Origin of the sequence: Janthinobacterium aestuarii (assembly GCF_046113285.1) — a bacterium.
GTDB lineage: Bacteria > Pseudomonadota > Gammaproteobacteria > Burkholderiales > Burkholderiaceae_D > Janthinobacterium.
This window is the reverse complement of the sequence record NZ_CP142524.1, coordinates 5,585,395-5,610,018: the sequence shown is the minus strand read 5'-3', so window position 1 is coordinate 5,610,018 and position 24,624 is coordinate 5,585,395. Positions and strand designations below refer to the sequence as shown.

20 protein-coding genes are annotated in these 24,624 nt (G+C 65.0%); 11 read left to right on the top strand and 9 right to left on the bottom strand.

Going from position 1 to position 24,624, the window contains the following annotated elements:
- Positions 1 to 115 precede the first annotated feature (115 nt).
- From OX462_RS25235 to OX462_RS25225, 3 genes are all read left to right on the top strand, one after another.
- On the top strand, positions 116 to 997 hold the full coding sequence (locus OX462_RS25235; protein ID WP_409027325.1) for an alpha/beta fold hydrolase: 882 nt from the start codon (positions 116 to 118) through the stop codon (positions 995 to 997).
- Between the two features lie 200 nt (positions 998 to 1,197).
- Positions 1,198 to 3,351, top strand: coding sequence for a DEAD/DEAH box helicase (locus OX462_RS25230; protein WP_121670919.1), 2,154 nt, complete (start codon positions 1,198 to 1,200; stop codon positions 3,349 to 3,351).
- A 441-nt stretch (positions 3,352 to 3,792) separates the two neighbouring features.
- On the top strand, positions 3,793 to 5,442 hold the full coding sequence (locus OX462_RS25225; protein WP_070292421.1) for a methyl-accepting chemotaxis protein: 1,650 nt from the start codon (positions 3,793 to 3,795) through the stop codon (positions 5,440 to 5,442).
- A 95-nt stretch (positions 5,443 to 5,537) separates the two neighbouring features.
- Here the strand turns inward: OX462_RS25225 and OX462_RS25220 are convergent, their stop codons facing one another.
- From OX462_RS25220 to OX462_RS25200, 5 genes are read right to left on the bottom strand one after another with little or no spacing between them, the layout of a single operon-like run.
- The gene (locus OX462_RS25220; protein WP_409027324.1) at positions 5,538 to 5,846 is read right to left on the bottom strand and encodes a hypothetical protein; all 309 of its coding nucleotides are present in this window, start codon (positions 5,844 to 5,846) and stop codon (positions 5,538 to 5,540) included.
- On the bottom strand, positions 5,843 to 6,640 hold the full coding sequence (locus OX462_RS25215; protein WP_409027323.1) for a hypothetical protein: 798 nt from the start codon (positions 6,638 to 6,640) through the stop codon (positions 5,843 to 5,845). The genes OX462_RS25220 and OX462_RS25215 overlap by 4 nt, the downstream gene beginning before the upstream one ends.
- Positions 6,641 to 6,689: 49 nt before the next feature.
- Positions 6,690 to 7,049, bottom strand: coding sequence for a nucleotide pyrophosphohydrolase (locus OX462_RS25210; RefSeq protein ID WP_409027322.1), 360 nt, complete (start codon positions 7,047 to 7,049; stop codon positions 6,690 to 6,692).
- Entirely contained in the window at positions 7,046 to 7,507 is a 462-nt protein-coding gene (locus tag OX462_RS25205) for a GNAT family N-acetyltransferase (protein WP_409027321.1), read from the bottom strand. Before OX462_RS25205 ends, OX462_RS25210 begins: the two co-directional genes overlap by 4 nt.
- A gap of 35 nt (positions 7,508 to 7,542) precedes the next feature.
- Complete coding sequence (locus tag OX462_RS25200; protein WP_409027320.1) at positions 7,543 to 8,982, bottom strand: cytochrome P450; 1,440 nt, start codon at positions 8,980 to 8,982, stop codon at positions 7,543 to 7,545.
- 135 nt (positions 8,983 to 9,117) lie between these two features.
- Between OX462_RS25200 and OX462_RS25195 the strand changes: the two genes are divergently transcribed.
- Positions 9,118 to 9,975, top strand: coding sequence for a helix-turn-helix domain-containing protein (locus OX462_RS25195; RefSeq protein WP_070312583.1), 858 nt, complete (start codon positions 9,118 to 9,120; stop codon positions 9,973 to 9,975).
- Between the two features lie 619 nt (positions 9,976 to 10,594).
- Here OX462_RS25195 and ilvB read toward each other — a convergent pair.
- Positions 10,595 to 12,343: a biosynthetic-type acetolactate synthase large subunit gene (ilvB, locus tag OX462_RS25190; protein ID WP_409027319.1), complete on the bottom strand. Its 1,749-nt coding sequence runs from the start codon at positions 12,341 to 12,343 to the stop codon at positions 10,595 to 10,597.
- Between the two features lie 99 nt (positions 12,344 to 12,442).
- Between ilvB and OX462_RS25185 the strand changes: the two genes are divergently transcribed.
- Both OX462_RS25185 and OX462_RS25180 read left to right on the top strand, forming a co-directional pair.
- Positions 12,443 to 12,904: an Lrp/AsnC family transcriptional regulator gene (locus tag OX462_RS25185; protein ID WP_070217690.1), complete on the top strand. Its 462-nt coding sequence runs from the start codon at positions 12,443 to 12,445 to the stop codon at positions 12,902 to 12,904.
- A 106-nt stretch (positions 12,905 to 13,010) separates the two neighbouring features.
- Complete coding sequence (locus OX462_RS25180; RefSeq protein ID WP_409027318.1) at positions 13,011 to 15,500, top strand: TonB-dependent receptor; 2,490 nt, start codon at positions 13,011 to 13,013, stop codon at positions 15,498 to 15,500.
- Here OX462_RS25180 and OX462_RS25175 read toward each other — a convergent pair.
- Positions 15,497 to 16,144, bottom strand: a complete 648-nt coding sequence (locus tag OX462_RS25175; protein WP_409027317.1) for a response regulator — start codon at positions 16,142 to 16,144, stop codon at positions 15,497 to 15,499. The two genes, OX462_RS25180 and OX462_RS25175, sit on opposite strands and share 4 nt — an antisense overlap.
- Positions 16,145 to 16,152: 8 nt before the next feature.
- On the bottom strand, positions 16,153 to 17,064 hold the full coding sequence (locus tag OX462_RS25170) for a histidine kinase (protein ID WP_409027316.1): 912 nt from the start codon (positions 17,062 to 17,064) through the stop codon (positions 16,153 to 16,155).
- 442 nt (positions 17,065 to 17,506) lie between these two features.
- Between OX462_RS25170 and OX462_RS25165 the strand changes: the two genes are divergently transcribed.
- The 5 genes from OX462_RS25165 (at position 17,507) to OX462_RS25145 (ending at position 23,663) form a co-directional block, all read left to right on the top strand.
- Positions 17,507 to 18,322 carry an NF038120 family PEP-CTERM protein gene (locus OX462_RS25165; protein WP_409027315.1) on the top strand — a complete coding sequence of 272 codons (816 nt, stop codon included), beginning with the start codon at positions 17,507 to 17,509 and terminating at the stop codon, positions 18,320 to 18,322.
- Between the two features lies 1 nt (position 18,323).
- Positions 18,324 to 21,488: a S8 family serine peptidase gene (locus OX462_RS25160; protein WP_409027314.1), complete on the top strand. Its 3,165-nt coding sequence runs from the start codon at positions 18,324 to 18,326 to the stop codon at positions 21,486 to 21,488.
- Between the two features lie 157 nt (positions 21,489 to 21,645).
- A complete protein-coding gene (locus OX462_RS25155; protein WP_070217680.1) occupies positions 21,646 to 22,263 on the top strand; it encodes an AIM24 family protein in 618 nt (205 codons plus the stop codon).
- Between the two features lie 17 nt (positions 22,264 to 22,280).
- The gene (locus tag OX462_RS25150) at positions 22,281 to 22,922 is read left to right on the top strand and encodes an AIM24 family protein (RefSeq protein ID WP_101483726.1); all 642 of its coding nucleotides are present in this window, start codon (positions 22,281 to 22,283) and stop codon (positions 22,920 to 22,922) included.
- Between the two features lie 3 nt (positions 22,923 to 22,925).
- Positions 22,926 to 23,663, top strand: coding sequence for an AIM24 family protein (locus OX462_RS25145; RefSeq protein ID WP_409027313.1), 738 nt, complete (start codon positions 22,926 to 22,928; stop codon positions 23,661 to 23,663).
- Positions 23,664 to 23,798: 135 nt separating this feature from the next.
- Here OX462_RS25145 and OX462_RS25140 read toward each other — a convergent pair whose 3' ends face one another.
- Positions 23,799 to 24,596, bottom strand: a complete 798-nt coding sequence (locus OX462_RS25140) for an enoyl-CoA hydratase (RefSeq protein ID WP_409027312.1) — start codon at positions 24,594 to 24,596, stop codon at positions 23,799 to 23,801.
- Positions 24,597 to 24,624 lie beyond the last annotated feature (28 nt).

The following is a 24,624-nucleotide window of genomic DNA, read 5'->3' as shown; positions in this document are numbered from 1 at the left end:
CGGGAAAGCAAAGCAGCGGCAATCTTACTCTACCGCAATGCTCTGGCGTAGCGCGCGGCGTGCGCAAGCCGATTGCGGCCACAATGGCCGCTGGCCCACCGACAAGGAGCGTTCCATGACTACCCCTGACTTGCATTCAACCAATACTCTGCGTACCGCCGACGGCACTTTGATTTATTACAAGGACTGGGGCAGCGGTCCGCCCGTCGTCTTCAGCCACGGCTGGCCATTGTCGTCCGACGCCTGGGAAGACCAGATGTTTTATCTTGCCGCGCGCGGCTACCGCGTCATCGCGCACGACCGGCGCGGCCATGGCCGCTCCAGCCAGCCCTTCGATGGCAACGACATGGATACCTATGCCGACGACCTGGCCGCGCTGATAGCCGCGCTCGACCTGACGGGCGCCACCCTCGTCGGTCACTCGACGGGCGGCGGCGAAGTGGCGCGCTACATCGGCCGCCATGGCACCGAGCGCCTGGCCGGCGCCGTGCTGGTGGGCGCCGTGCCGCCGCTGATGCTGCAAACCACGGAAAACCCGCTGGGCTTGCCGCTGTCCGCGTTTGACGCCATCCGCGCGGGCGTGCAGGCCGACCGCAGCCAATTCTTCCGCGACTTGAGCGAGGCCTTTTATGGCTATAACCGGCCCGGCGCGACACCGTCGCAGGGCGTGCGCGACAGCTTCTGGCGGCAAGGCATGCAGGCGGGCATGCCGGCGTCCTACCTGTGCATCAAGCAATTTTCCGAGACGGATTTCACGGACGACCTGGCCAAATTCGACGTGCCGACCCTGGTGATCCATGGCGACGACGACCAGATCGTGCCGATCGCCGCCTCGGCGCGGCGCACGGCTGAGCTCATCATCGGCAGCAAATTGCTTGTGTATGCGGGCGCGCCGCACGGCCTGGCGACGACGCACAAGGACCGCCTGAACGAGGACTTGCTGGAGTTCTTGCGCCACTCGGTCGATGCGGCAAGCAATATCGAGGCGCATCTGTAAAACAGCCGAATCTATTGCAAAACACATAATATTGCTTGGTTTTTGCACCAATTGCGTGCGGATCGCCGATTTTTCTGCGTTTTAGGATGCAAAAAATGGCGTTCTGCCGCCTCGTTCCACCCGGTAAGGTCCAGTAAAGAGTAAACTAGCAGATACACTCTTTCGCATTGGGCGATTCGAGCGAACTTGTGAGTGATTTCATGTCTGATACACCAATTTCCTTATTTTCCGACCTTAACCTGAGCGAGCCGCTGATTCGCGCGCTCAAGGATGTCGGTTACGAAACACCGTCGCCTATCCAGGCGGCCACGATTCCATTATTGCTCGCCAACCGCGACGTGCTGGGCCAGGCGCAAACGGGCACGGGTAAAACCGCCGCCTTCGCCTTGCCTATCCTGTCGCGCATCGATCTGAAACAAAGCTCACCCCAAGCCCTGGTCCTGGCACCGACGCGCGAACTGGCCATCCAGGTCGCCGAAGCGTTCCAGGTGTACGCCGCCCACATTCCCGGCTTCCACGTGCTGCCGATCTACGGCGGCCAAAGCTACGGCCCGCAGCTGTCGGCCCTGCGCCGCGGCGTGCACGTCATCGTCGGCACGCCTGGCCGCGTCATCGATCACCTGGACAAGGGTTCGCTCGACCTGTCCAAGCTGAAAACCCTGGTGCTGGATGAAGCCGATGAAATGCTGCGCATGGGCTTTATCGACGACGTCGAACGTATCTTGAAAGAAACGCCAGACGGCCATCAAACGGCCCTGTTCTCGGCCACCATGCCTTCCGTCATCAAGCGCATCGCCACCACCTACCTGGTGAACCCGGCCGAAGTGACGGTCGCCGCCAAGACGGGCACGGCCGACAACATCCGCCAGCGCTACTGGCTCGTGTCGGGCATGCACAAGCTCGACGCGCTGACGCGCATCCTGGAAGCGGAAGCGTTTGACGGCATGATCATCTTCGCCCGCACCAAGCTGGGCACGGAAGAGCTGGCCAGCAAGCTGCAAGCGCGCGGCTTCTCGGCCGCCGCCATCAATGGCGACATCCAGCAAGCCCAGCGCGAGCGCACGATCCAGCAGTTGAAAGACGGCAAGATCGACATCCTCGTGGCAACCGACGTGGCCGCCCGCGGCCTGGACGTCGAGCGCATCAGCCACGTCGTCAACTACGATGTGCCGCACGATCCGGAAAGCTATACCCACCGCATCGGCCGCACGGGCCGCGCCGGCCGCAGCGGCGAAGCGATCCTGTTCATCACCCCGCGTGAAAAGAACTTGTTGAAAGCCATCGAACGCTCGACCCGCCAGCCGATCGGCATGCTGGAATTGCCGACGATCCAGGCCGTCAACGACGTGCGCATCGCCAAGTTCAAGGAACAGATCAGCGAAACCCTGGCCTTGGGCGAACTGGAGCAGTTCCAGTCGCTGATCGAGGACTTCGAGCGCGAACAGAACATTCCCGCCATTGAAATCGCCGCCGCCCTGGCGAAGATGGCGCGTGGCAATACGCCGCTGCTGCTGGACAAGAACAAGGCGCGCGAGCAAGCCACGTGGCAAGACGACCGTCCTGTGCGCCAGGACCGTTTTGAGCGCAACGACCGTCCGGAACGGGGCGACCGCTTCGACCGTAACGAGCGCAGCGAACGCCCGGCCTTCCCGAAAAAGGAACGCGTCCAGCGTCCGGCCGATGCCGGCATGCAGACCTTCCGTATTGAAGTCGGTCATCAGCATGGCGTGAAACCGGGCAATATCGTGGGCGCCATCGCCAACGAAGCGGGCATCGATTCGAAAAACATCGGCCGCATCGAAATCTATGACGACTACAGCGTCCTGGACTTGCCAGACAGCATGCCGAAAGAATTGCTGGATCAGCTGAAGACCGTGTGGGTCGCGGGCCAGCAGCTGCGCATCAGCCGCGACGGCGACGCGCCGGACCTGGCGCCGCCAGCCGCGCCGCGCAAGCCGTTCGCCGCCAAGTCCGCGCCAGCGTTCAAGGATGCGCCAGCGGACGCGGGCGACGCAGCACCTGCGCCGCGCGCGCCGAAGAAGGAACGTCCACGTCCAGGCGTGACGGCTTACCGCATCGAAGTGGGCCGCGAGCACGCCGTGACGCCAAGCAACATCGTGGGTGCCATCGCCAACGAAGCGAACCTGGAAGCCAAGCATATCGGCCGCATCGATATCTTTGACAACTACAGCGTGCTGGACCTGCCGGAAGGCATGCCGCCGGAAATCCTCGACCACCTGAAATCGGTCGTCGTGTCGGGCCAGAAACTGCGCATCAGCCTCGATGACGGCACGACGGAGCGCAAGCCTGCGCCGCCGCGTCCGAAATCGCCACCGCGTAAATCATTCAAGTAAGCTGTCCCTGCACAGGCGCCTCCCCGGCGCCTGTGTCGCGGATTGGAGACAGTTCCCCCACTGGCGCGTTCGCGCCAGTTTTTATTTTCCCTCAAGAAATGTTCGTGGTTGCGACGTTATGGTTGGCGGCAGGCCCCGTCATGGGCCGGCGCATATTGCAGCGCTTGCGCGTTTTTTTATCGGCGCAAACACCATATTTATTGGCTGCCGCATCGATACATAATTTTTTATTAATTATTGTGTCTGCGTCCAATTTGAATTTTACATTCAATAAAATCAATCTAGTTGAATCAAAGTAAATTCTAAAACATAAATGAATTGGTTTTTATTAAATTTTTTGACCAGTGTCACTGCCGCTGGGGCGATATATCATGGGTGCTTGATGTGGTATATTGTTTTTATGATTTTGTTATGCTAGTTGATAAAAATAGAGGAGCGACGATGCGGGTCAATACGCCTATCACGCAAAATGAATACGTATTAAATGAAGGCATGACGATTGTTTCCACCACGGATTTACAGGGAAACATCAATTACGCCAATCAGTATTTCATTGAGGTCAGCGGTTTTTCAGAAATGGAACTGCTGGGTGCGCCACAGAATATCCTGCGTCATCCCGATATGCCGGCCGAAGCGTTTGCCGACCTGTGGGACACCATCAAGACGGGCATGCCGTGGACCGGCATGGTCAAGAACCGCTGCAAGAATGGTGACTTTTACTGGGTCTTCGCCAATATCACGCCCGTCATCGAAAACGGCCGCCCGATCGGCTATATGTCCGTGCGCACCAAGCCCACGCGCGAGCAGATCAACGAAGCGGCAGCTCTGTATAAAAGTTTTAAAGACGGCAATAGCGCGAACCTGGCGATCCGCAATGGCCGCGTCGTGCGCCAGGGCTGGGCCGCCAAGCTGGCCGAGTGGCGCAAGCTGAGCCTGTCGCAGGACATCGCCCTGCATTGCATCATCTTGGGCGTGGTGCTGGCCATCCTCGGCTGTGCCGTGTGGAATATCGACGGCGACACGAGCACTGCCACGCGCAGCTGGCTCAGCGGCGCCGCCGCTGCCGCCGTCGCGCTGATGCTGTATTTCTGGGCCCATCTGCACAATTCCATCGTCGCGCCGCTGGGCGACGCCATCACGGTGGCGCGCAAGATGGCCGGTGGCGACTTGACGGGCGTGATCGACAAGGTGCGCGACGATGACATGGGTCAATTGATGGCGGCCTTGCGCCAGACCAATATCAACTTGCACAGCATCATCGGCGACGTGCGCGCCAACTTCGAGGATATCCGCATCACCACGGCGGAAATCGCCACGGGCAATATGGACTTGTCCAGCCGCACGGAGTCGCAGGCGTCCAGCCTGGAGCAGACGGCGGCCAGCATGGAAGAGCTGACATCGACCGTGCAAAACAGCGCCGACCACGTGGCCACGGCCAATGACCTGGCGGTGCAGGCATCGACCGTCGCGGCCAGGGGCGGCACCATCGTCAGCGAAGTGGTCACCACGATGGACGAGATCAGCTCGTCGTCGCGCAAGATTCTCGACATCATCGGCTTGATCGACGGCATCGCCTTCCAGACGAACATCCTCGCCTTGAACGCGGCCGTGGAAGCGGCGCGCGCAGGCGAGCACGGCCGCGGCTTCGCCGTCGTGGCGGGCGAAGTACGGAGCCTGGCGCAGCGTTCTGCCACGGCGGCGAAAGAGGTGAAAAACCTGATCGACCATTCGATCGCCACCGTGAATGCGGGCAGCGTGCTGACCAGCAATGCGGGCGCCACCATGACGGAAGTGATCGCCTCGGTGGCCCGCGTGACGGAAGTGATGGACGAGATTTCCTCGACCACGCGCGAGCAGAACCAGGGTATCGGCCAAGTCAACCAGGCCGTCATCCACATGGATGGCATCACGCAACAGAATGCGGCCCTGGTCGAGCAGGCGGCCGCGGCCGCCACCAGCCTGGCGCAGCGCACCGAGAGCGTGGCCCAGTCGATTGGTATCTTCAAATTGAAGGCCTCGCCCAAGCGCAAGGCTGCCGGCGTGGGGCGTAGCCCCAGCGTGGCGTCGCGGGCCTTGCTGAAGGCAAGATAATTACCCCAACGGCGAAAGGCTGGGGTCAGTCACTGCGTGACCGGAATGCTTCCCATTGGGAGCATTCCCCCCGGGTTTTGTCTGTGGGGTTACTCTTACTTCTTCACCCGGTACACGTCCCCGCTGCGCACCTTCTTCACCACCCCATCCCCGCCAAACAAAATGACATATTCTCCCTGCGCGCCAGAGGCCGCCGGGTAGCTGTACATCCACACTTCATTGCCGCTGTCGAAACGGATGGCCGTGCTGTCGCCCAGCGCGGCGCGCACCTGTTCGCGCGTGCTGCTGCCAAGGTGTACCGTCTGTTCCAGCGTAGCGTAAGGTACGTTCTTGCTTGCTTGCAAGGCGCGCGTGCCGGAACAGGCAGCCAGCAATGCCAGCACGGGAAATACCAGCCACTTCATGGCGCCACCTCGTCCATATAGTCAAATTCCAGCAGGGTATCGTCGGGCCAGCTGGCATCCCACAGGGGCGCGTAATACGTGCGGTCGAGCAGCACCTGGCAATCGCAATAGGGCAGCGAGGCGGGCGTCTGCTCGCCGCCCGCATACAGCATGGTGAACGGCAGGGCCAGGCGCCGCTCCCCATGCACGAGGGTCACGCCGAACAGGGGCCGGTCCGTGAAGAACAGATAATTGCCGTCCGGCTGCGAGCAGACCTTGTCGGTGCTGTAGAGCATGCTGGACAGCCAGGCGATGATTTGCGGGTCGTTCGAGATCAGGCCCGAATCCATGCCGGCGCGGCATTCCAGGCGCAGGTCGCCCAGGCGCCGCGTGCCGGGCGGCAAGCCGGGCGTGATGACCTGCGCGCGCCAGCTCATGGTGGTCGCCTTGCGGTTGGCGATCAGCACGGCATCCTCGCGCGCGGCCTGTGCATTGCGCACGGGGGCAAAGCTGTTGTCCTCGGCCAGCGGCAAGGGGATGCTGACGGTGTCGCCCGCGATGCGCAGCTGCACGCCCGTCATGTCCACGCCGGGCTGGCGCGGCAGCAGACGAAAGCGCAGCACGGCATGCGGCGCCAGCGCATGGTCGCGCTCGAAGCGGTCCACGCCCTGCAGCATCTTGCGATACGATTTATCGACGGGGTCGCGCGTGGCGTCCACCTTGACTTGCGGCACGGGCGCGGTTTGCGCCAGCACAACAGTGCCATGGAACAGCATTGCCAGCAGGGGCAGCAGAAGAGGGCGGTAAGTAGGCATGGCTTGATGCTACGCCTTTTTGCGCGGCAGCCACGCACGGGTGGGCCTATCAATATTCGCTATATTTGCGCGCGTCGCCACGCACCTGCTGCGCCGGGTATTTCTGCGCGTTCAGTTCCATTTTTTCCAGTACGGCCGCGTGCAGGTCGACGCCGCTCTTGTCGGCCAGGCGCACCAGATACATCAGTACGTCGGCCAGCTCGTGGCGGATGCCCGTGCGTTTGGCCTCGTCCAGCTCGGCATCCGCGCCCGTGGGCAGCCACTGGTAGTGCTCGGCCAGTTCCGCCACTTCCACGGACAGGGCCATGGCCAGGTTTTTCGGTGTGTGGAACTGGTCCCAGTCGCGCTCGTCGGCAAAGGCGCGCAGGCGCGCGCGGATGTCGAGCAGGCTGTCGGATGGGGCGCTCATGCGGCCGCCTGCAGCGGTTTTTCCATGAAGACACTGAACGGATCGTCGCGATAGTCGCCGTACGGTCCGCGCCGCTGGTAGCCGTGGCGCGCGTACAGGGCGATGGCCTCGGGCTGGTGGATGCCCGTCTCCAGGGTCAGCAGGCGGCAGCCGCACGCCAGCGCCTGCTCTTCCAGCACGGCCAGCAGGCGCTTGGCCAGGCCCAGGCCGCGGCTGTCCGGATGCACATACATGCGCTTGACCTCGCCGAAAGCGGGCGTGACGACGATGGCGCCGCAGGCGCGCGCCGCACCTGCCGCATCGCGGGCGACGGCAAACAGCAGGGTTTCCGGCGGCAACGATGCCAGGTCCAGCGAGTAGACGCATTCGGCCGGATACAGCGTTTGTTGATAGGCATCCAGCTCGGCGATCAGGGTTTGCACGTCCGCTTGCTGCGGCGATTCCAGGTGAATTTGCATGGGGAAAGCACGTTGACTGAGATTCCCCCATGGTATCACTGCGGCCGCGCCAGGCGCATCGTCAAGCCGATGGGCGACATCACAAACCCCATCAGTTCCTGCGCCTCGCCGCCATCGGGCGTGTCGACGCCGGCGATGTCGAAGCTGCCCAGCAGCATGGCCATGGCAATCTTGATTTCCAGCAAGGCCAGATAGCGGCCCGGGCACGTGCGCAAGCCGGCGCCGAAGGGCATCGAAGCGCGCTTGTTGTTGGCCTCGCCGCTGTCGGCCAGCCAGCGTTCGGGCTGGAAGGCCTGCGGGTCGGGAAAGTGCGCATCCGATACGGTGTCGTTGCGCATCACGCACCAGACGAGGGTGCCGGCCGGCACGGCGATGTCGCCGATAACCGTGTCGCGCAGCGCCTCGACGGGAAGGAAGGGCGCCACGGGCTTCAAGCGCATGGCTTCGCTGGCGCAGGCGCCCAGGTAATCGAGGCTATCCATCTGCTCGATCGTGAATTGGGCCGCGTCGGGCGCCAGGCGCCGCACTTCGTCGCGCGCCTTCGCCAGAGTCTGCGGATTGCATTGCAGCAAATAAATCATCCAGGACACCGTGTTGGCCGTCGTATCCTCGCCCGCCAGCAGCATGGTCAGCACATTGCCGGCCACGTTGCGGTCCGTCACGCCGCTGCCTTCCAGGTCGGCGGCGGCGATCATGGCTTCGAGCAGGTTGGGCGGATGCGCGCGGCGCGCCGGGTCGTGCGCCATGCGCGCGCGCGCCTGCTGCACCAGGTCCGCCACGGCGGCGGACAGGGCCGCCACGTCGCGGTCCAGCCGGCGGTCGATGGGCAGCTTGACATAGCGCCAGTACGGGAACATGGACAGGCTGCGCCGCGCCACGGCGGGCAGGATGTCGTCCATGTGGCGCTGGATCACGTCTTCGCCCGATTCGAGCGTATTGACTTCCGTGCCGAAGGCCAGGCCGGCGATGATGTCGACCGTGTAGCGTTTCAGGTCGCCATCGAGGTCGATCGCCTGGCCTTGCGTGGCGGCCAGATGCCAGCGCCGCTGCAGGCGCTGCGCCACCGTCACCAGCGCGGGGAAGTAGGCCTTGATGGCGCCCGGCGCCATGCCGGCCATGACCATGCGGCGCTGATTGCGCCACTCCGTGCCCTCGGCCAGGAACAGGCCGGGCACGCCGCCCATTTCGTCGGAGACGACGGAACTGCTCAGGGGGCGGCGGAACCCGTCGGGCCGGTCGCGCAGCACGGCGCCGACGGCCTCGCTGTCGGCCACCACCAGTACCAGGGTGCGGCCGAACCAGGCGCGCATGAAGGGGCCGTAGCGCTGTACCCATTGTTCCACGTCGCGGTGGATGCGCGTGAGTTTGAGCTGCAGGCTGTTGCCGACGATGGGCAAGGCGAAGGGCCCCGGCAGGCGGCGGATCTGGCGCAGGGGCGTGGCGACGGCGGGGGCGGCGTGGTCGAGTGGCGGCATGAACATCTCCTGTCGATACGGTAAAAGTACGAGGATTGCTTGCAATAATGGCCACACTCTACGCGATTGCGGCCCGTTTGTATTGAACGAATACGACATCGTGCGCGGCCAGAAATTGCCGGTACAATCGTCGCCATGCCAGCCGCCCCTACGCCCCTGACCCGTTTGATCGCCCCGCGCGCCGCGCTCGCTTCCTGCGTGCGCGCCATCCTCGTGCGCGACACCACGGGCTGCGCGCCCTTGCCGCCGGCGCAGCGCCTGAACCGCTTTCCCGCCGCGCCCATGTGCAGCATCGTCTGGACCGTCGCCGGCCACGTGGAAGCGGCCGCGCCGGGCCTGTCGCTGCCGGACGTGCGCATGCCGCCCGCGCTGTTCGGCGGCCCCCGTTCGTATCCGCTGGTCAGCTACAACCCCGGTCCCGTGCACTCGTTTGTCGTGATGTTTTATCCGGCCGCCCTGCATGCGTTGACGGGCATATCGATGGATGCCTTGCTGGACCAGTTCCGCCCCCTCGGCGCACTGTTCGATGCCGACTGGCTGTCCCTGTCCGACGCCGTGCTGGCCGCGCCGGACGATGCCGCCCGCGTCAGGCTGGTGGAGGATTTTCTCGCGCCGCGCTGGCTGCTGGCCCGCAAGAGCGGCGACCAACCGGCCGGCGCCGTGCAAGACTGGGTGCGCCGGCTGGGCGTGCAGGCCGCATCGACGGGCCTGGCCAGCAGCGCGCGCAACATCGAGCGCCGCATCAAGGCCTGGGCCGGCCAGCCCATGCGCACCTTGCGCCGTATGCGCCGCGCGGAACAGCTGTTCCTCGACGAGCGCGGCGCCATCCTGCAGGGCACGGCGTCATGGTCCGACGTCGCCGCCAGCGGCGGCTACGCCGACCAGGCGCATTTCTGCCGCGAGACGCGCGAAATCACGGGCTTGAGTCCCACGGAACTGGCGCGCGCCATGAAAGAAGATGAAAGCTACTGGATCTACCGGATATGGGCGTAGGTCGGATGAGCTCGTAGAGCGTAATCCGACAACATTGTTGCAAGACGCTGGTGTCGGATTACGCGAGGCGTTGCCCCGCTAATCCGACCTACCGTCCGCTGTACATTTTGCCCTTGATCAGGCAGCTTCATGGCGCCTCGTGCCGGGCGCCATCATGGGAAAGCTGGCGTAGGTCGGATTCGCTCGTAGAGCGTAATCCGACAACCTCGTTGGCGCGGCCGGTGGTGGTGTCGGATTACGCAGGCGCTGCCCCGCTAATCCGACCTGCCGTCCGCTGTACATTTTGCTCTTGGATAAGGTTACTTCATGGTGCCCCGCGCCGGGCGCCATCATGGGAAAGCTGGCGTAGGTCGGATGAGCTCGTAGAGCGTAATCCGACAACCTCGTTGGCGCGGCCGGTGGTGGTGTCGGATTACGCGAGGCGTTGCCCCGCTAATCCGACCTGCCGGCCGCTGTACATTTTGCCCTTGATCAGGCAGCTTCATGGCGCCTCGTGCCGGGCGTCATCATGGGAAAGCTGGCGTAGGTCGGATTAGCTCGTAGAGCGTAATCCGACCACATCGTTGGCGAGGCCGGTGGTGGTGTCGGATTACGCGAGGCGTTGCCCCGCTAATCCGACCTACCGTCCGCTGTACATTTTGCCCTTGGATAAGGTTACTTCATGGTGCCCCGCGCCGGGGGCCATCATGGGGAAGCAGTTTTCCGCGCCGTGCACGCGCACGTCGAGGAAGTACGGGCCTTCGGACGCCAGGCAGGCCGCCAGTGCCCCGTCGAGGTCCTCGCGCCGGCTGACCGTGTGCGCCTGCCAGCCGAACGCGCGCGCCAGGGCGACGAAGTCGGGCAGCGCTTCCGTGTAGCTGTGGCTGTAGCGCCCGCCGTGTATCAGTTCCTGCCACTGGCGCACCATGCCCATGTAGCCATTGTTCGACAGCACCACTTTCACGGGCAGGCGGTGCTGCACGGCCGTGGCCAGTTCCTGGATATTCATCAGGATCGAGGCGTCGCCGCTGACGCACACGACGCACTTGTCCGGGTGGGCGATCTGCGCGCCGATGGCGGCCGGCAAGCCATAGCCCATGGTGCCGGCGCCGCCCGAGGTCAGCCAGCGGCGCGGCTGCTCGAAGCGCAAATGCTGCGCCGCCCACATCTGGTGCTGGCCCACGTCGGTGGAGACGATGGCGTCCCCGCCATCCATGCTGTCCAGCGCTGCCTGCAGCCGCCGCATCAGCGCCTGCGGCGCGATGACGTCGGGCGTGTCGTCGAACGCCAGCGAGTCCTGCGCGCGCCAGCCGTCGATGCGCTGCCACCACGGCTGGCGGTCCGCCAGCAATCGCCCGCGCAGCTGCGCCAGCAGGGCATTCAGCACGGGCGCGCAGTCGCCGCGCAGGGCCACGTCGGCGCGCACCACCTTGCCGATCGACGCCGGGTCGATATCGACGTGGATGACCTTTGCGCCGGGACAAAAGGCGTCCAGCCTGCCCGTCACCCGGTCGTCGAAGCGGGCACCCACGCAGACGATCAGGTCCGCATGGTGCATCGCCAGGTTCGCTTCCAGGGTGCCGTGCATGCCCAGCATGCCCAGGAAGGCCGGGTGCGAGGCGGGAAAGGCGCCCAGGCCCAATAAGGTCAGGGTGCACGGCGCGGCCGCCAGCTTCACCAGCTGGCCGAAGGCGGCGCAGGCGGCGGGGCCGGAATTGACGAGGCCCCCGCCGCCATAGAACACGGGCTGGCGCGCGGCGGCGATCAGGCTGGCGGCCCGTTCAAGATCGGAGGCTGCCGACGGCGGCATCGGGGCCGGCGTGGCAGGGGCCAGCACCGTCGTTTCCCGCACCGGTGCCAGCTGCAGATCCTTGGGAAAGTCGACCAGCACGGGGCCGGGCCGGCCTTGCGTGGCTTGCGCGTACGCCTCGCGCACGACGGCCGCCGTTTCCTCTGCCGCGCGGATTTGCCGGTTCCACTTTGTGACGGGGCGCGAAATACCCAGCGCGTCGCATTCCTGGAAGGCATTCGTGCCGATGCTGGTGGTAGCCACCTGGCCGCTGATGCAGATGACGGGTATCGAATCGCACAGGGCGTCGAGCAAGCCCGTGGTGGTATTGCTCATGCCGGGGCCGGACGTGACGAAGACGACGCCGGGCCGGCCCGTGCTGCGCGCATAGCCCTCGGCCGCGTGCACGGCCGCCTGTTCGTGGCGCACGAGAAGATGGCGCAGGCGGGGCTGCGCGTGCAGCGCGTCGTACAGGGGCAGCACGGCGCCGCCCGGGTAGCCGAAGACGGTGTCGACGCCCAGCGCCAGCAGGGTGTCGATCAGGATGCTGGCGCCGTTATGCGAGGCGCGGGCGAGGAGGGGAGCTGGATCGGGTTTCATGGCCTTATTTTCTGCCTGATGCGGCAGAAAAGGCTGCTGGTTTTCTCGTATAGAATGCAGTATTCAGCAAAATTTGCTGTGAAATAAGGAATTAACAGAATGAAGCTCGACAAATTCGACCTCGCCATCCTGACGGCCCTGCAGCAGGACGCCCGCATCAGCCTGCACGACCTGAGCGCCAAGGTGGGCCTGACCTCGTCGCCATGCTGGGCGCGCATCAAGCGCATGGAAGACGATGGCGTCATCGAGGGTTATACGGTGAACGTCAACGCGGCCAAGGTGGGATTGGCCGATACCGTCATCGTGCAAGTCACCCTGGACGACCATTCCGACCAGGCCCTGTTTGAATTCGGCCACGCGCTGGCCATGATCCCGGAAGTGCTGGAAGCGTTTCTTGTGTCCGGCGACTACGATTACTACCTGCGCATCGCGGTGAGCGACACGCGCGACTACGAACGCCTGCTGCGCGAGCGCCTGTATAAAATTCCCGGTATCCGCCACAGCAAATCCAGTTTCGTGTTGCGCCAGCTCAAGCAAAGCTATCTTCCCTTGCAGCGCTGACTTTTGTTATCCCTTCCCAGCACGGCGGGAGTTTTTCCCTAGGCCATCCCCCGGTGGCTGTCCGATACTGGGCAGTAATAAAAAACACGATAAATCGGGGACCTGCATGAGACTGACCTTATTCGCGGCCGCCGCCATGGCGCTGTGCCAGGCGCAAGCCGCCGAGCTTGCCCATCCTGCCAACCTGGAGCCGGCGTACGATTTGCCCACCGTCATTATCACGGGCAGCATGCCGCTGCCCACCGTGGAGCGGCCGCGCGATGCCTTTGCCGCGCCCGTGCAGACGGCCAGCGCGCAGCAGATCACCGGCAGCGGCGCGCTCGACATTTCCGCCTTCCTGCGCCGCAACCTGGGCAGCGTCTATGTGAACGAGGTGCAGAACAACCCCTTCCAGCCCGACGTCAGCTACCGCGGCTACACGGCCTCGCCCCTGCTGGGCACGCCGCAAGGACTTTCCGTGTACCTCGACGGCATGCGGCTGAACCAGCCGTTTGGCGATGTCGTCAGCTGGGATTTGATCCCGCGCATGGCCATCGCCTCGCTGACCCTGATGCCAGGCTCGAACCCCCTGTTCGGCCTGAACACCCTGGGCGGCGCGCTGGCCCTGCAGACCAAGGATGGCAAGAGCAATCCCGGCACAGCCGTCGAGGCGCGCCTGGGTTCGCACCAGCGGCGCGCCGTCGAGTTCGAGCATGGCGGCAGCAATGTGCAGGGCTGGCACTGGTATGTGACGGGCAACCGTTTCAAGGAAGAGGGCTGGCGCGACGATTCGCCGTCGGACGTGCGCCAGGTCTTCGGCAAGCTGGGCTGGAGCGATGCGCGCACCGACATTGCCGTCACCGTGGCCCACGCGAACAATGCGCTGACGGGCAACGGCTTGCAGGAACAGCGACTGCTGGCGCGCGATTACCGCAGCGTCTACACCAAGCCCGATTTGACGGAAAACAGGTCGACCTTGCTGAATGTGACGGGCAAGCACCAGGCCGGCGCCGGCCTGCTCTTGTCCGGCAATGTGTACTACCGCAAGATCGACACGCACACCTTCAATGGCGACTTGAACGACGAGTCGCTCGACCAGTCCGTCTACCAGCCCGGCGCGGCCGAGCGGGCGGCCCTGGCGGCGGCCGGCTACACGGGCTTTCCCGCCAGCGGGGCGAACGCGTCGAATACACCGTTTCCGAAGTGGCGCTGCATCGGCAACGTGCTGCTGAACGATGAACCGGCCGAAAAATGCAACGGCATGCTCAACCGCAGCCATACGCAGCAGGAAAACTATGGTTTGTCGGGTCAGTTCACGGCGCTGGCCGACCTGGCCGGGCAGCGCCACGCCGTCACGGTCGGCGCCGCCTTCGATGCCAGCCACGCCACGTTTCGCCAGACCAGCCAGTTCGGCTATCTGAACCCGGACCGCAGCATCACGCCCGTCGACTTCTTTGCCGACGGTACGGAAATCGACGACGACGGCACGCCCGTCGACAACCGCGTCGACTTGAGCGGGCGCATGCGCACGTGGAGCGTGTATGCGAGCGACAGCATTGCGCTGAATCAAGCATTGACCCTGACCATCTCCGGCCGCTACAACCGCAGCACCGTGCGCAACCGCGACGCCATCACGCCCGGCGGCGGCAGCGGTTCGCTCGATGGCGACCACCGTTTCAGCCGCTTCAATCCCGCCATCGGTCTGGCCTATGCGCCGGCCGATGGCGTGAGCGCCTATCTCGGCTACAACGAAGGCAGCCGCACGCCGACGGCCATCGAACTCGGCTGCGCCGACCCGGACAACCCGTGCCGCCTGCCCAACGCCATGGCGGGCGATCCACCCTTGAAACAGGTCGTCACCAAGACGTGGGAAGCGGGCCTGCGCGGCAAGCTCGCCGACGTGGCCCGCTGGAGCGCCGGCGTGTTCCGTGCGGAAAACCATGACGATATCCTGTTCGTGGCCGACAACCAGGCCGGTTTCGGCTACTTCAAGAATTTCGGCAAGACGCGCCACCAGGGCGTGGAGCTGGCACTGGACGGCAAGGCGGGCGCGCTGGACTTCGGCGTCAATTACACGTGGCTGCAGGCGACGTATCAAAGCCGGGAGCTCGTCAACGGCAGCGCCAACAGCAGCAGCGATGCGCAGGCGCCCGGCCTGGAAGGCAATATCATCATCACGCCCGGCAACCGCATTCCGCTGACACCGAGCCATATCTTCAAGGGGCACGTGGACTATCAGGGCGGACGCGACTGGACGGTGGGCCTGGCCATGACGGCCGTGTCGAGTGCCTACGCGCGCGGCAACGAGAACAACCGGCACCAGGCGGGCGGCCCGGCCTACCTGGGCGCGGGCAAGAGCGGCGGCTACGCCGTGGTCGAGCTGAACGGCAACGTCCAGCTGACGCCACGGCTCAGCGTGTTCGCCCAGGTGAATAATCTGTTCGACCGCCAGTACGCGACGGCGGCGCAACTGGGCGCCACGGGCTTCGACGCCAACGGCAATTTTGCCGCCCGGCCATTGCCCGTCGTGAACGGCGACTATCCGATGGTCAATGCGACGTTCTATGCGGCGGGCGCGCCGCGCAGCGTGAATGCGGGTCTGCGCTACGCGTTTTAAGGGAGGATATGCTCGATGACCCCGTTGCGCAGCGCCAGGTGCACGAGGGCGGCGGGGCCGGGCACGTCGAGCTTTTCCTTGATGCAGGTCTGGTGGTTGGCCACCGTCTTGCTGCTCAGGTGCAGCAGGCGGGCGCAGTCGGCGGCGCTGCGGCCTTCGGCCAGCAGGCGGAAGATTTCGAATTCGCGCTGGCTCAGGCTGCTCAAACGGTCCGCTTCCATGCGGGCCGTGCCTTGCAGCACGCCAGGTACGCTGTGCGGATCGAGGTAGCGCCGGCCCGCGTGGGCGGCACGCACGGCGTCGACCAGGTGTTCCGGGTCGGCCTGCTTGCTGACGAAGCCGCAGGCGCCGCCCTCAAACGCGCGGGCGATCAGTTGCGGCGTGTCGTGCATGCTGAAGACCAATACGCGGGCGCCGGCGTCGCGTGCCAGCAGCTTGCGCAACAATTCCAGGCCGCCGATGCCGGGCATGGACAAGTCCGTCACGCACACGTCGGGCGCGTGCTCCTGGTACAGGGCATACGCCGTCTCGCCATTGCCGGCCTCGGCCACGACGGCGATATCGCCGCCCTGTTCCAGCAGCCGGCGGTAGCCCGTGCGCACCACCGGGTGGTCGTCGACCAGCATCACGCGGATCGGGGTCATGGCCGCGTTCATGCCGCACCGGCCGCCAGGGGCATCGCCACTTCGATGCGCAAACCCTTGCCCAGCGCGCTGATCCAGCGGATATGGCCGCGCAGGCCGGCCACTCTTTCGCGCATGCCCAGCATGCCGAAGCCATCTGCTGGCGTTCTATCCGGACCAAAACCCTGGCCATTGTCTTCGATGGCCAGGTGCAGCACGCCGTGCGCATCGGCGCGCAATTCCACCGTGGCACGGTCGGCGCCCGCGTGGCGCGCCACGTTCGTCAAGCCTTCCTGCACCAGGCGGTAGACGGCGGTGGCGGTGCAGTCGTCGAGGCTGGCGGGGACGGCGTGCGGCGCGAAATGGCAGGCGATGCCGTGCTGCTGGGCCCAGCTGTCGCACAGCGCCTGCAGGGCCGGCGCCAATCCCAGGCTGTCGAGCACGGGCGGGCGCAGCCGGCGCAGCATCGTGCGCACCATCGCGTGCAGCGCTTCCGACGAGCGGGCGATGCTGGCGGCGCACGCCTGCACGTTCGCCTGGTCGCCGTCGCGCGCGCGCAGGATGTAGCTGGCGGCGGCGCGGATGGCCGTGCAATCCTGTCCCACTTCATCGTGCAGCTCGCGCGCCAGCGCGCAGCGCTCTTCTTCCTGCGCGCGCAGCAGGCGCTGCGTGAGGGCGCGGTTTTGCGCCAGCAGCAGCGCCACCTGGCGTCCGCGCCGCACGGCAAAGCCGGCCAGCGCCAGCGTCAGCAGCAACAGGCTCAGGGCCAGTTCATCGAGTTGCCAGCGTTCCTGGCGCCAGAGCGCGTGCGTCAGCCGTTCGGCCAGGTCCAGCCTGGCGGCCAGCAGGAAAAAAGCCAGTGCCAGCGCGCAGCACACGAGGATGCGCCGGGCCGGCCGCGTGCCTGCGCGGCCGCTGCCGGCCAGTTGGTAGTGTTCCATGATGCTGCTCCCTGAGCACGGTCGATCTCTTTGTTGTGCAAGCTTCATGCCATCGGCGCAGGGGTCTCTGGGGGGCGCGTCATGCGGGGCAGGGGAGGGGATGACTGTTCCAGGATGGAACAGGTGTACCGCGATGTGACGGTGGGCGCTTGCGCTGGCCGCAGGCACGGTTTTCGAGCTTATCTGAAGTCGCGCCGGCACGCTGGCACGCACGCCTGCAGTGCGATGCATTGTTGTTCCAATGTAACGTTGAGCTTACTCAAACTTTCATAGATAAAACAAAACAAAGTTTCGCAGGCTTAGATAAAAAATAAATAAATGATATTAAAAATATGATATTTGTTTTATGCGATTTGCTATATTTGTTGACACTTTTGTGAAAAAGCTGCAAGCGGGCACCAGACCTGCCGACCTATCTATCCACAACAATCAAGGGAATAGAATGAATCGTCCATCACATGCGCGGGTATCCCCCGCCACCGTCTATCCGCCCGCTACCCGCGGCCGCACCACCGTCCTGGCCGCGCTGGCCGCCGTGTCCGTGCTGGTCTCGGCACCGGCCATGGCCGATGTCCTGACCTTCGATAATTTGCGTCCCGACGTGTATGAAAGCGGCCAGACGCTCAATACGTCGAGCTACAACCTGCGGTTCCTGGCCGACCCGACCACGGCGGCCGGCGGCGGCGTCAGCGGCGTGGGCGCCATCCTCGATGGCCGCGCGGGTTCGTCGTGCGATATCGCCGCCTGCCCGCAGGGCGCCACCGGCAACTACCTGGCCATCCTCAACGATGGCGGCGTGAATTTCGCGCGTGCCGACCGCCAGGCGTTCAGCCTGGCCGGATTCGACTATTCCTTCATCGCGCCCGTCTCCGGCTTGCCCAACATGCAGTGGGGCGAACTGCAGCTGAGCGGTACACTCAGCAACGGCCAGGTGGTCAGCACCTCGCTGGCGTTTCCCGGCCAGGGCAGCGATGGCAATTACCATTTCCAGGGCGCTTCCCTGCTGGGCGGTTTCAGCAACTATGCGTTCACGGGCCTGACCTTCAACGCCTGCATTTTCAATGACACTGGCGTGTGCAGCAATTCCATCGATTTCCCCGCCTTTAACCAGGGCCAGTTTGCGCTCGACAATATCAACGTCAGCGCCGTGCCGGAACCGTCGACCTACATGCTGCTGCTGGCCGGCCTGGGCGCCATCGGCATGCTGTCGCGCCGCCGCAGCGGCAAGGTCGCCGCGTTCACCGTGCAAGGAGCGTGAGATGAAGTTACGTCCCGTTTCACTCGCCATCCTCCTGCTGGCCGCCAGCCTGGCGCAAACGGCGCAGGCGCAGGAACGCCGTTCCTACATCGTGCAGCTGGTCGACAAGCCGGCCGCCACCTATACGGGCCAGGTTGACGGCCTGGCCGCCACCAAGCCGGCCCCGGGCGCGCGCATCAATGTGGGCGCCGCCGACGTGCAGGCCTATTTGAGCTACCTCGACAGCAAGCAGGCCGCCGTGGCCGGCACCGTCAGCGCGGCTGAAATCACGCACCAGTACAGCGTCGTCTTCAACGGCTTTTCCGCCTTGCTGACGGACGATGAAGTGCGGGCCCTGAAGAAAAACAGCGGCGTGGCCAGCATCAGCGCCGACTCCATCCTGCAGCTCGACACCACTTACACGCCCAGCTTCCTGGGCCTGGACAAGCCGGGCGGCCTGTGGGAGCAGCTGGGCGGCAAGGCGCACGCGGGCGAAGACATCGTCATCGGCATCGTCGACAGCGGCATCTGGCCCGAGAACACGGCCTTTGCCGACCGCCTCGACGAAAACGGCGTGCCCAGCCACAGCGGCAGCAATGTCGTGTACGGCGCGCCGCCGGCCAGCTGGCAAGGCACGTGCCAGACGGGCGAAGGATTCTCCGCCGAGAATTGCAACAACAAGCTGATCGGCGCGCGCTACTACCGCGCTTCCACGGCGGCGCTGCACTGGACGGAATTCCTGTCGCCGCGCGATTCCGTCGCCGGCCTGACGGGGCACGGCGGCCATGGCACGCACACGGCCTCCACGGCCGGCGGCAACAATGGCGCCATCGCCACCTCGAACGGCGTGTCGCTGGGCAAGGCCTCGGGCATGGCGCCGCGTGCCCGTATCGCCGCCTATAAAGTCTGCTGGACGGCCGCGTCGACGGGCCGCAACGGCTGCGCCACGGCCGACAGCGTGGCCGCCATCGACCAGGCGGTCAAGGATGGCGTCAACGTCATTAACTTCTCCATCGGCCCGAACGCGGGCGGCGGCGCCTTCGACGAACCGACGGAAGTCGCCTTCCTTGGCGCGGCGGCGGCCGGCGTGTTTGTCGCCACCTCCGGCGGCAATTCCGGTCCATCCACGCCGGCGCCCGACGTGCCGGCGCCCGTCTCGCACATCAGCCCCTGGCTGGCAACGGTGGCCAATTCCACCCACAACCGCCTGTACGCGGGCAACGTCATCCTCAGCAACGGCAGCAAGCTGGAAGGCGCATCGAGCAACGCGAAGACGCCGGCGCTGCCGCTGATCCGCTCGCGCGACGCGGGCCTGGCCGGCGTGCCGCCGACGGACGTCAATCTGCTGCGCTGCTTCGGCGCGGCCGATGCCGCACCGGCTTATCTGGACCCGGCGAAAGTGGCGGGCAAGATACTCGTGTGCGACCGCGGCGGCAATGTGCTGGTCAACAAGAGCGCGAATGCCAGGACGGCGGGCGCGGCGGGCGTGGTCATCGCCAACGTGGCCGGCGGCGCCAATACCATCATCAATCAGGCGCACGTGCTGTCGACGGTGCACCTGGCGCAGGCGCAGGGCGACGCGCTGAAGGCTTTCATGGCGGCCAATCCGGACGGCACGGCGGCATTGGGCGAAATCCACACCATCGCCGACACCACGGTGCAGGCGCCGATCGTCAGCGACCGCTCCTCGCGCGGGCCGAACGTGGCCAACGCGAACATCCTGAAACCCGACCTGTCGGCGCCCGGCACCAACATCCTGGCCGGCGTGACGGCCGACCTGACGCCGGCGCAGCGCGATGCCGTGGCCGCCGGCGGCGCAGCGCCCGTGGCGGAGTGGGATTTCTATTCCGGCACCTCGATGGCCAGCCCGCACGTGGCCGGCGTGGCGGCGCTGCTCAAGCAGCAGCATCCGAGCTGGTCGCCGGCGGCCATCAAGTCGGCGCTGATGACGACGGCGTTCAGCACGTATCCCGATGGCTTGAACGGTTCCGTGTCGTGGGATGCCACGGCGAAGAACTCGGGCCAGTTGCCGTGGGGCCAGGGCGCCGGCCACATCGCGCCGAACGGCGCCGCCGATCCCGGCCTCGTGTACGACGTGTCGGAAATCGACTATGCGCGTTTCCTGTGCGGCCTGAACCTGAAGGTCTACAGTCCCGCCACCTGCCAGGCCGTCGGGACCATTCCCGCCTACAACCTGAATCTGGCGTCGCTGACGGCGGCCAACGTACTGGGCACGCAAGTGCTGACGCGCACGGTGACCAACGTGGGTGCCAGCAGCGCCGTCTACAACGTCTCGGCCAGCCTGCCCGGCTACACGGTGGCGGTGACGCCAACGAGCCTGAGCCTGGCGCCGGGCGCCAAGGCGCAGTACCAGGTCAAGCTGACGCGCACCACGGCGCCGGCCAATACCTGGACCTACGGCGCCCTGAGCTGGACGGATGGCACGCACACGGTGCGCAGCCCGCTGACGGCGCGCGGCACCTCGCTGGCCGCCATTCCGCTGGTCAGCAGCGAAGCGGCCACGGGCAGCAAGGTGCTGACCCTGGGCACGGGCTTCTCGGGGGCGCTGGTCGGCGTCAAGTCGGGTCTCGTCGAAGCCGTGCGCCAGACGCGCACGATCGGCCAGGCGACGACGGGCGCTGCCGCATCGGCTGCCTGCAAGGCGGGCGGCGCCACGGGCGTGAACGTGCACAACGTGGTGATCCCGGCCGGCACCCTGGCGGCGCGCTTTGCCACCTACGACGCGGAAACGACGGGCGGCGCGAATACCGACATGGACATGGAGGTCTACAACGCCGCCAATGTACTGGTCGGCAGCAGCGGCAATGAAAGTTCCAATGAACAGGTGGAACTGCGCCTGCCGGCCGCCGGCACGTACAAGGTGTGCGTGATCGGCTTTGCGCCGCAAAACGGCCAGGCCGACTACACCCTGTCGTCGTGGGTGCTGGCGCCGGGCTTGAACAACGGCAACTTCAAGGCGCTGATGCCGGGCACGGCCTACACGGGCGGCACGGCGACGGTCTCCCTGAGCTGGTCCAACCTGGCCGAAGGCAAGCGTCACCTGGGCGCCGTCGGCTACCAGGTCGCTGGCGTGGTGCAGGGCGTCACGGTGGTCGAGGTCAATACCAACGATCCCGTGCCGCTGTTCCAGAACGCGCGCGCCGCCAGGCCGGTGCCGGCCGAATAAGCCGCTCATGGTATGAACACAAGGCGTGCCTTCGGGCACGCCTTTTTTTATGCACTCACCCCCGTTCGGGAGGAATAGCACTTGCATGGCGGTAACGCCCCCGGTATCTTGTCGGATAGCCATGGCTTTGTGTCCTGGCATTCTTGGGGAGTCGCGCGTGACCAGTTTCCGCACCAATACCGACCGCCTGCTGGAAGTGCGCCTGCAGGATGAAAAAGTGCTGGCGATTGCCGGCGCGATGGTCGCCTATACGGGCAGCATCAAATTTGAAAAATCCCTGCTGGGCGGCGAGGGCCTCTTCGGCGCGCTCAAGCGCAAGGTGACGAACGAAGGCATGCAGGTGATGCAGGCCGCCGGCACGGGTACCGTGTTTTTCGCGCAGAACGCGGCCGAAATCACCGTCATGGCGCTGGCCGGCGAAAAGCTGACCATCGAAAGCAGCAGCCTGCTGGCCTACGACACGAGCCTGAAGACGGGCACCAGCTTTGCGGGCCTGCGCGGCGCCAGTTCCGGCCAGGGCCTGTTTTCCACCACCGTCGAAGGCCACGGCAACCTGGCCGTCATTTCGCGCGGCAACCTGATCATGCTGGAAGTGACGCCGGCGCACCCGCTGCGCGTGGACCCGGACGCCTTCGTCGGCTTCAAGGGCGATATCCGCCAGGAATTCGTTTTTGATGTCAACTGGCGCACCATGATCGGCCAGAGCTCGGGCGAATCGTACCAGCACAAATTCACAGGCCAGGGCGTGGTGTTTATCCAGCCCGCCGAACGTTAAGTCAGCGAGGACCCGCGATGCCTGTCTATCAGCAAATCAATGAAAAGATGCTCGAGGTTAAACTCGGCAATGAAGAAGTGTTCGCCCGCAAGGGCGCCATGGTGTCCTACCAGGGCGACGTGGCGTTCAGCCGCTCCTTCCTGGCCGGCCAGGGCGTGCAAAGCCTGGCCATGCGCGCCGTCACGAACGAGGGCTATGCCCTGATGTCGGCGCGCGGCACGGGCAGCGTGTTTTACGCGCAGGGCGGCCTGTTCGTCAGCATCGTGCCCGTGCGCGGCGAAACGTTCTATGTAGAAAGCGACTCCCTGCTGGCCTTCGATGCGCGCCTGACGGCCGGCACCATGTTCCTCGGCAACCAGGGCGGCGTGCAGGGCGTGGTGCGCGGCATGGCCTCGGGCCAGGGCTTGTTTACCACCACCCTGCAAGGCACGGGCGAAGTGGCGATTTTGTCCGACGGCAATGCCATCGGCTTGCCCGTCACGCCGGACGTGCCCGTCTTCGTCGACCCGCAAGCGTATATCGGCCACACGGGCCAGCTGAGCTCGACCATCGTCACGGACCTGAACTGGAAAACCTTCGTCGGCCAGGCGTCCGGCGAATCCTACCAGGTGAAGTTTACGGGCCAGGGCACGGTCTACATCCAAGCGAGCGAAAGGTAAGCCATGACGATTTACAACCCCGATACCTTGCCGAAGAACGATAACCTGAACCGTTTTTCCTATGTCATCGACGTCAAGGAACAGATCTTCATTCGCAAGGGCAAGATGATCGCCTTCTATGGCGAGCTGCGCTTCGAAGCCATGGGCAGCAGCGTGCTCGACCTGATCGTGCGCAATGCCTTCAATGCGCCGAAATACATCCACCACTTTGTCGTGGCGCAAGGCCAGGGCCAGTTGATCCTGGGCGACAACGGCAACGACCTGGCGTGCTATGACCTGGACAACGCCAACATGACCATCCGCGCGAAAAACCTGCTGGGGTTTACCAAGGACGTGATTTGCCAGGAATCGACCTTGCCCGGCTATCTGACCATGATAGGCACCGGTAAAGTGATCGCCTCGTCGAACGGCCCCGTGCATTTCCTCGAGTTGCCGTGCCGCGTGGACGAGCAGGCCGTGCTGGGCTGGGCCGATTGCCCCAGCCCCTCGTATCACTACGATTACGCCCACGTGCAGGGCTGGGCCTCGGCCGCCGGCGCGCTCACGGGTTTTACCCTGTCGGGCGAGGAAAAGCAGATCGACTTCACGGGCGCCGGCACGGTGCTGGTGCAGTCGTCCGAGCTGGACGTGACGGGCAGCTCGGCCCTGATGCAGCTGCTGGCGCAATTGCCGCTGCTGGGCAAGGAAGACCTCGGTACCTTGAGTCTTTCCGTGCAGCAGCAGATGAAGGACAGTCGTTAAGACCCGGAAGTCCAAGAGTACCTGACAGAACCGTAGCGAGCGGAAGGGAGAGGTAGCCGAGAAGCGCAACCGTACTGAAGTACGGTGAGTATCGCAGGCTGCCTATACCGACGCGCAGTAGGTTCGGTCAGGTACTCAAGGCCGCGCCCAGCCGGGCGGCCGCTTCTCCAAAAAGGCGGCAACGCCTTCCTCCGCATCCTCTTCCATCATATTGCGCGCCATCACGTCGCCCGCATACGCATACGCCTCGTCCAGCGGCAGCTGGCGCTGCCGGTAGAACATGGCCTTGCCGTAGCGGATGGCCGTCGGGCTTTTCGCCATGATCTGCTGCGCCAGGCGCGCCACGGCCTCGTCGAGCGCCGCGTCGGCTACCGTTTCATTGATCAGGCCCCAGTCGGCGGCCGTGTCGGCGTCGATGAAGCGGCCGGTCACCAGCATGTCAAAAGCCCGCTTGGGCGACACATTGCGCGACAGGGCGACGGACGGCGTGGCGCAGAACAGGCCCACGTTGATGCCGGAGACGGCAAAGCGCGCGGACGCGCCCGCCACGGCCAGGTCGCAGCTGGCGACCAGTTGGCAGCCGGCCGCCGTGGCGATGCCATGCACGCGGGCGATCACGGGCACGGGCAAGGTTTGAATGGCTTGCATCACGCGCGAGCATTGCGCGAACAGGGTTTGATAGTAATCAAGCTGGCGCGTGGCCTGCATCTGGCGCAAATCGTGGCCCGCGCAAAACGCCTTGCCTTCGGCGGCCAGCACCACGCAGCGCACGTGCGGCTGCTGCGCGATGGCATCAAACGCTTCCTGCAGCGCGGCCAGCATGGCTTCCGACAGGGCATTGAATTGCAGGGGGCGGTTCAGGCGCAGGGTGACGAGGCCATCCTCGTCTTCGCGCAGCACCAGCGGTGCCTCGGTATCTTGTAAAGCGGTCATGCGGTCTCCAGTGGCCTGATGGCCTTGT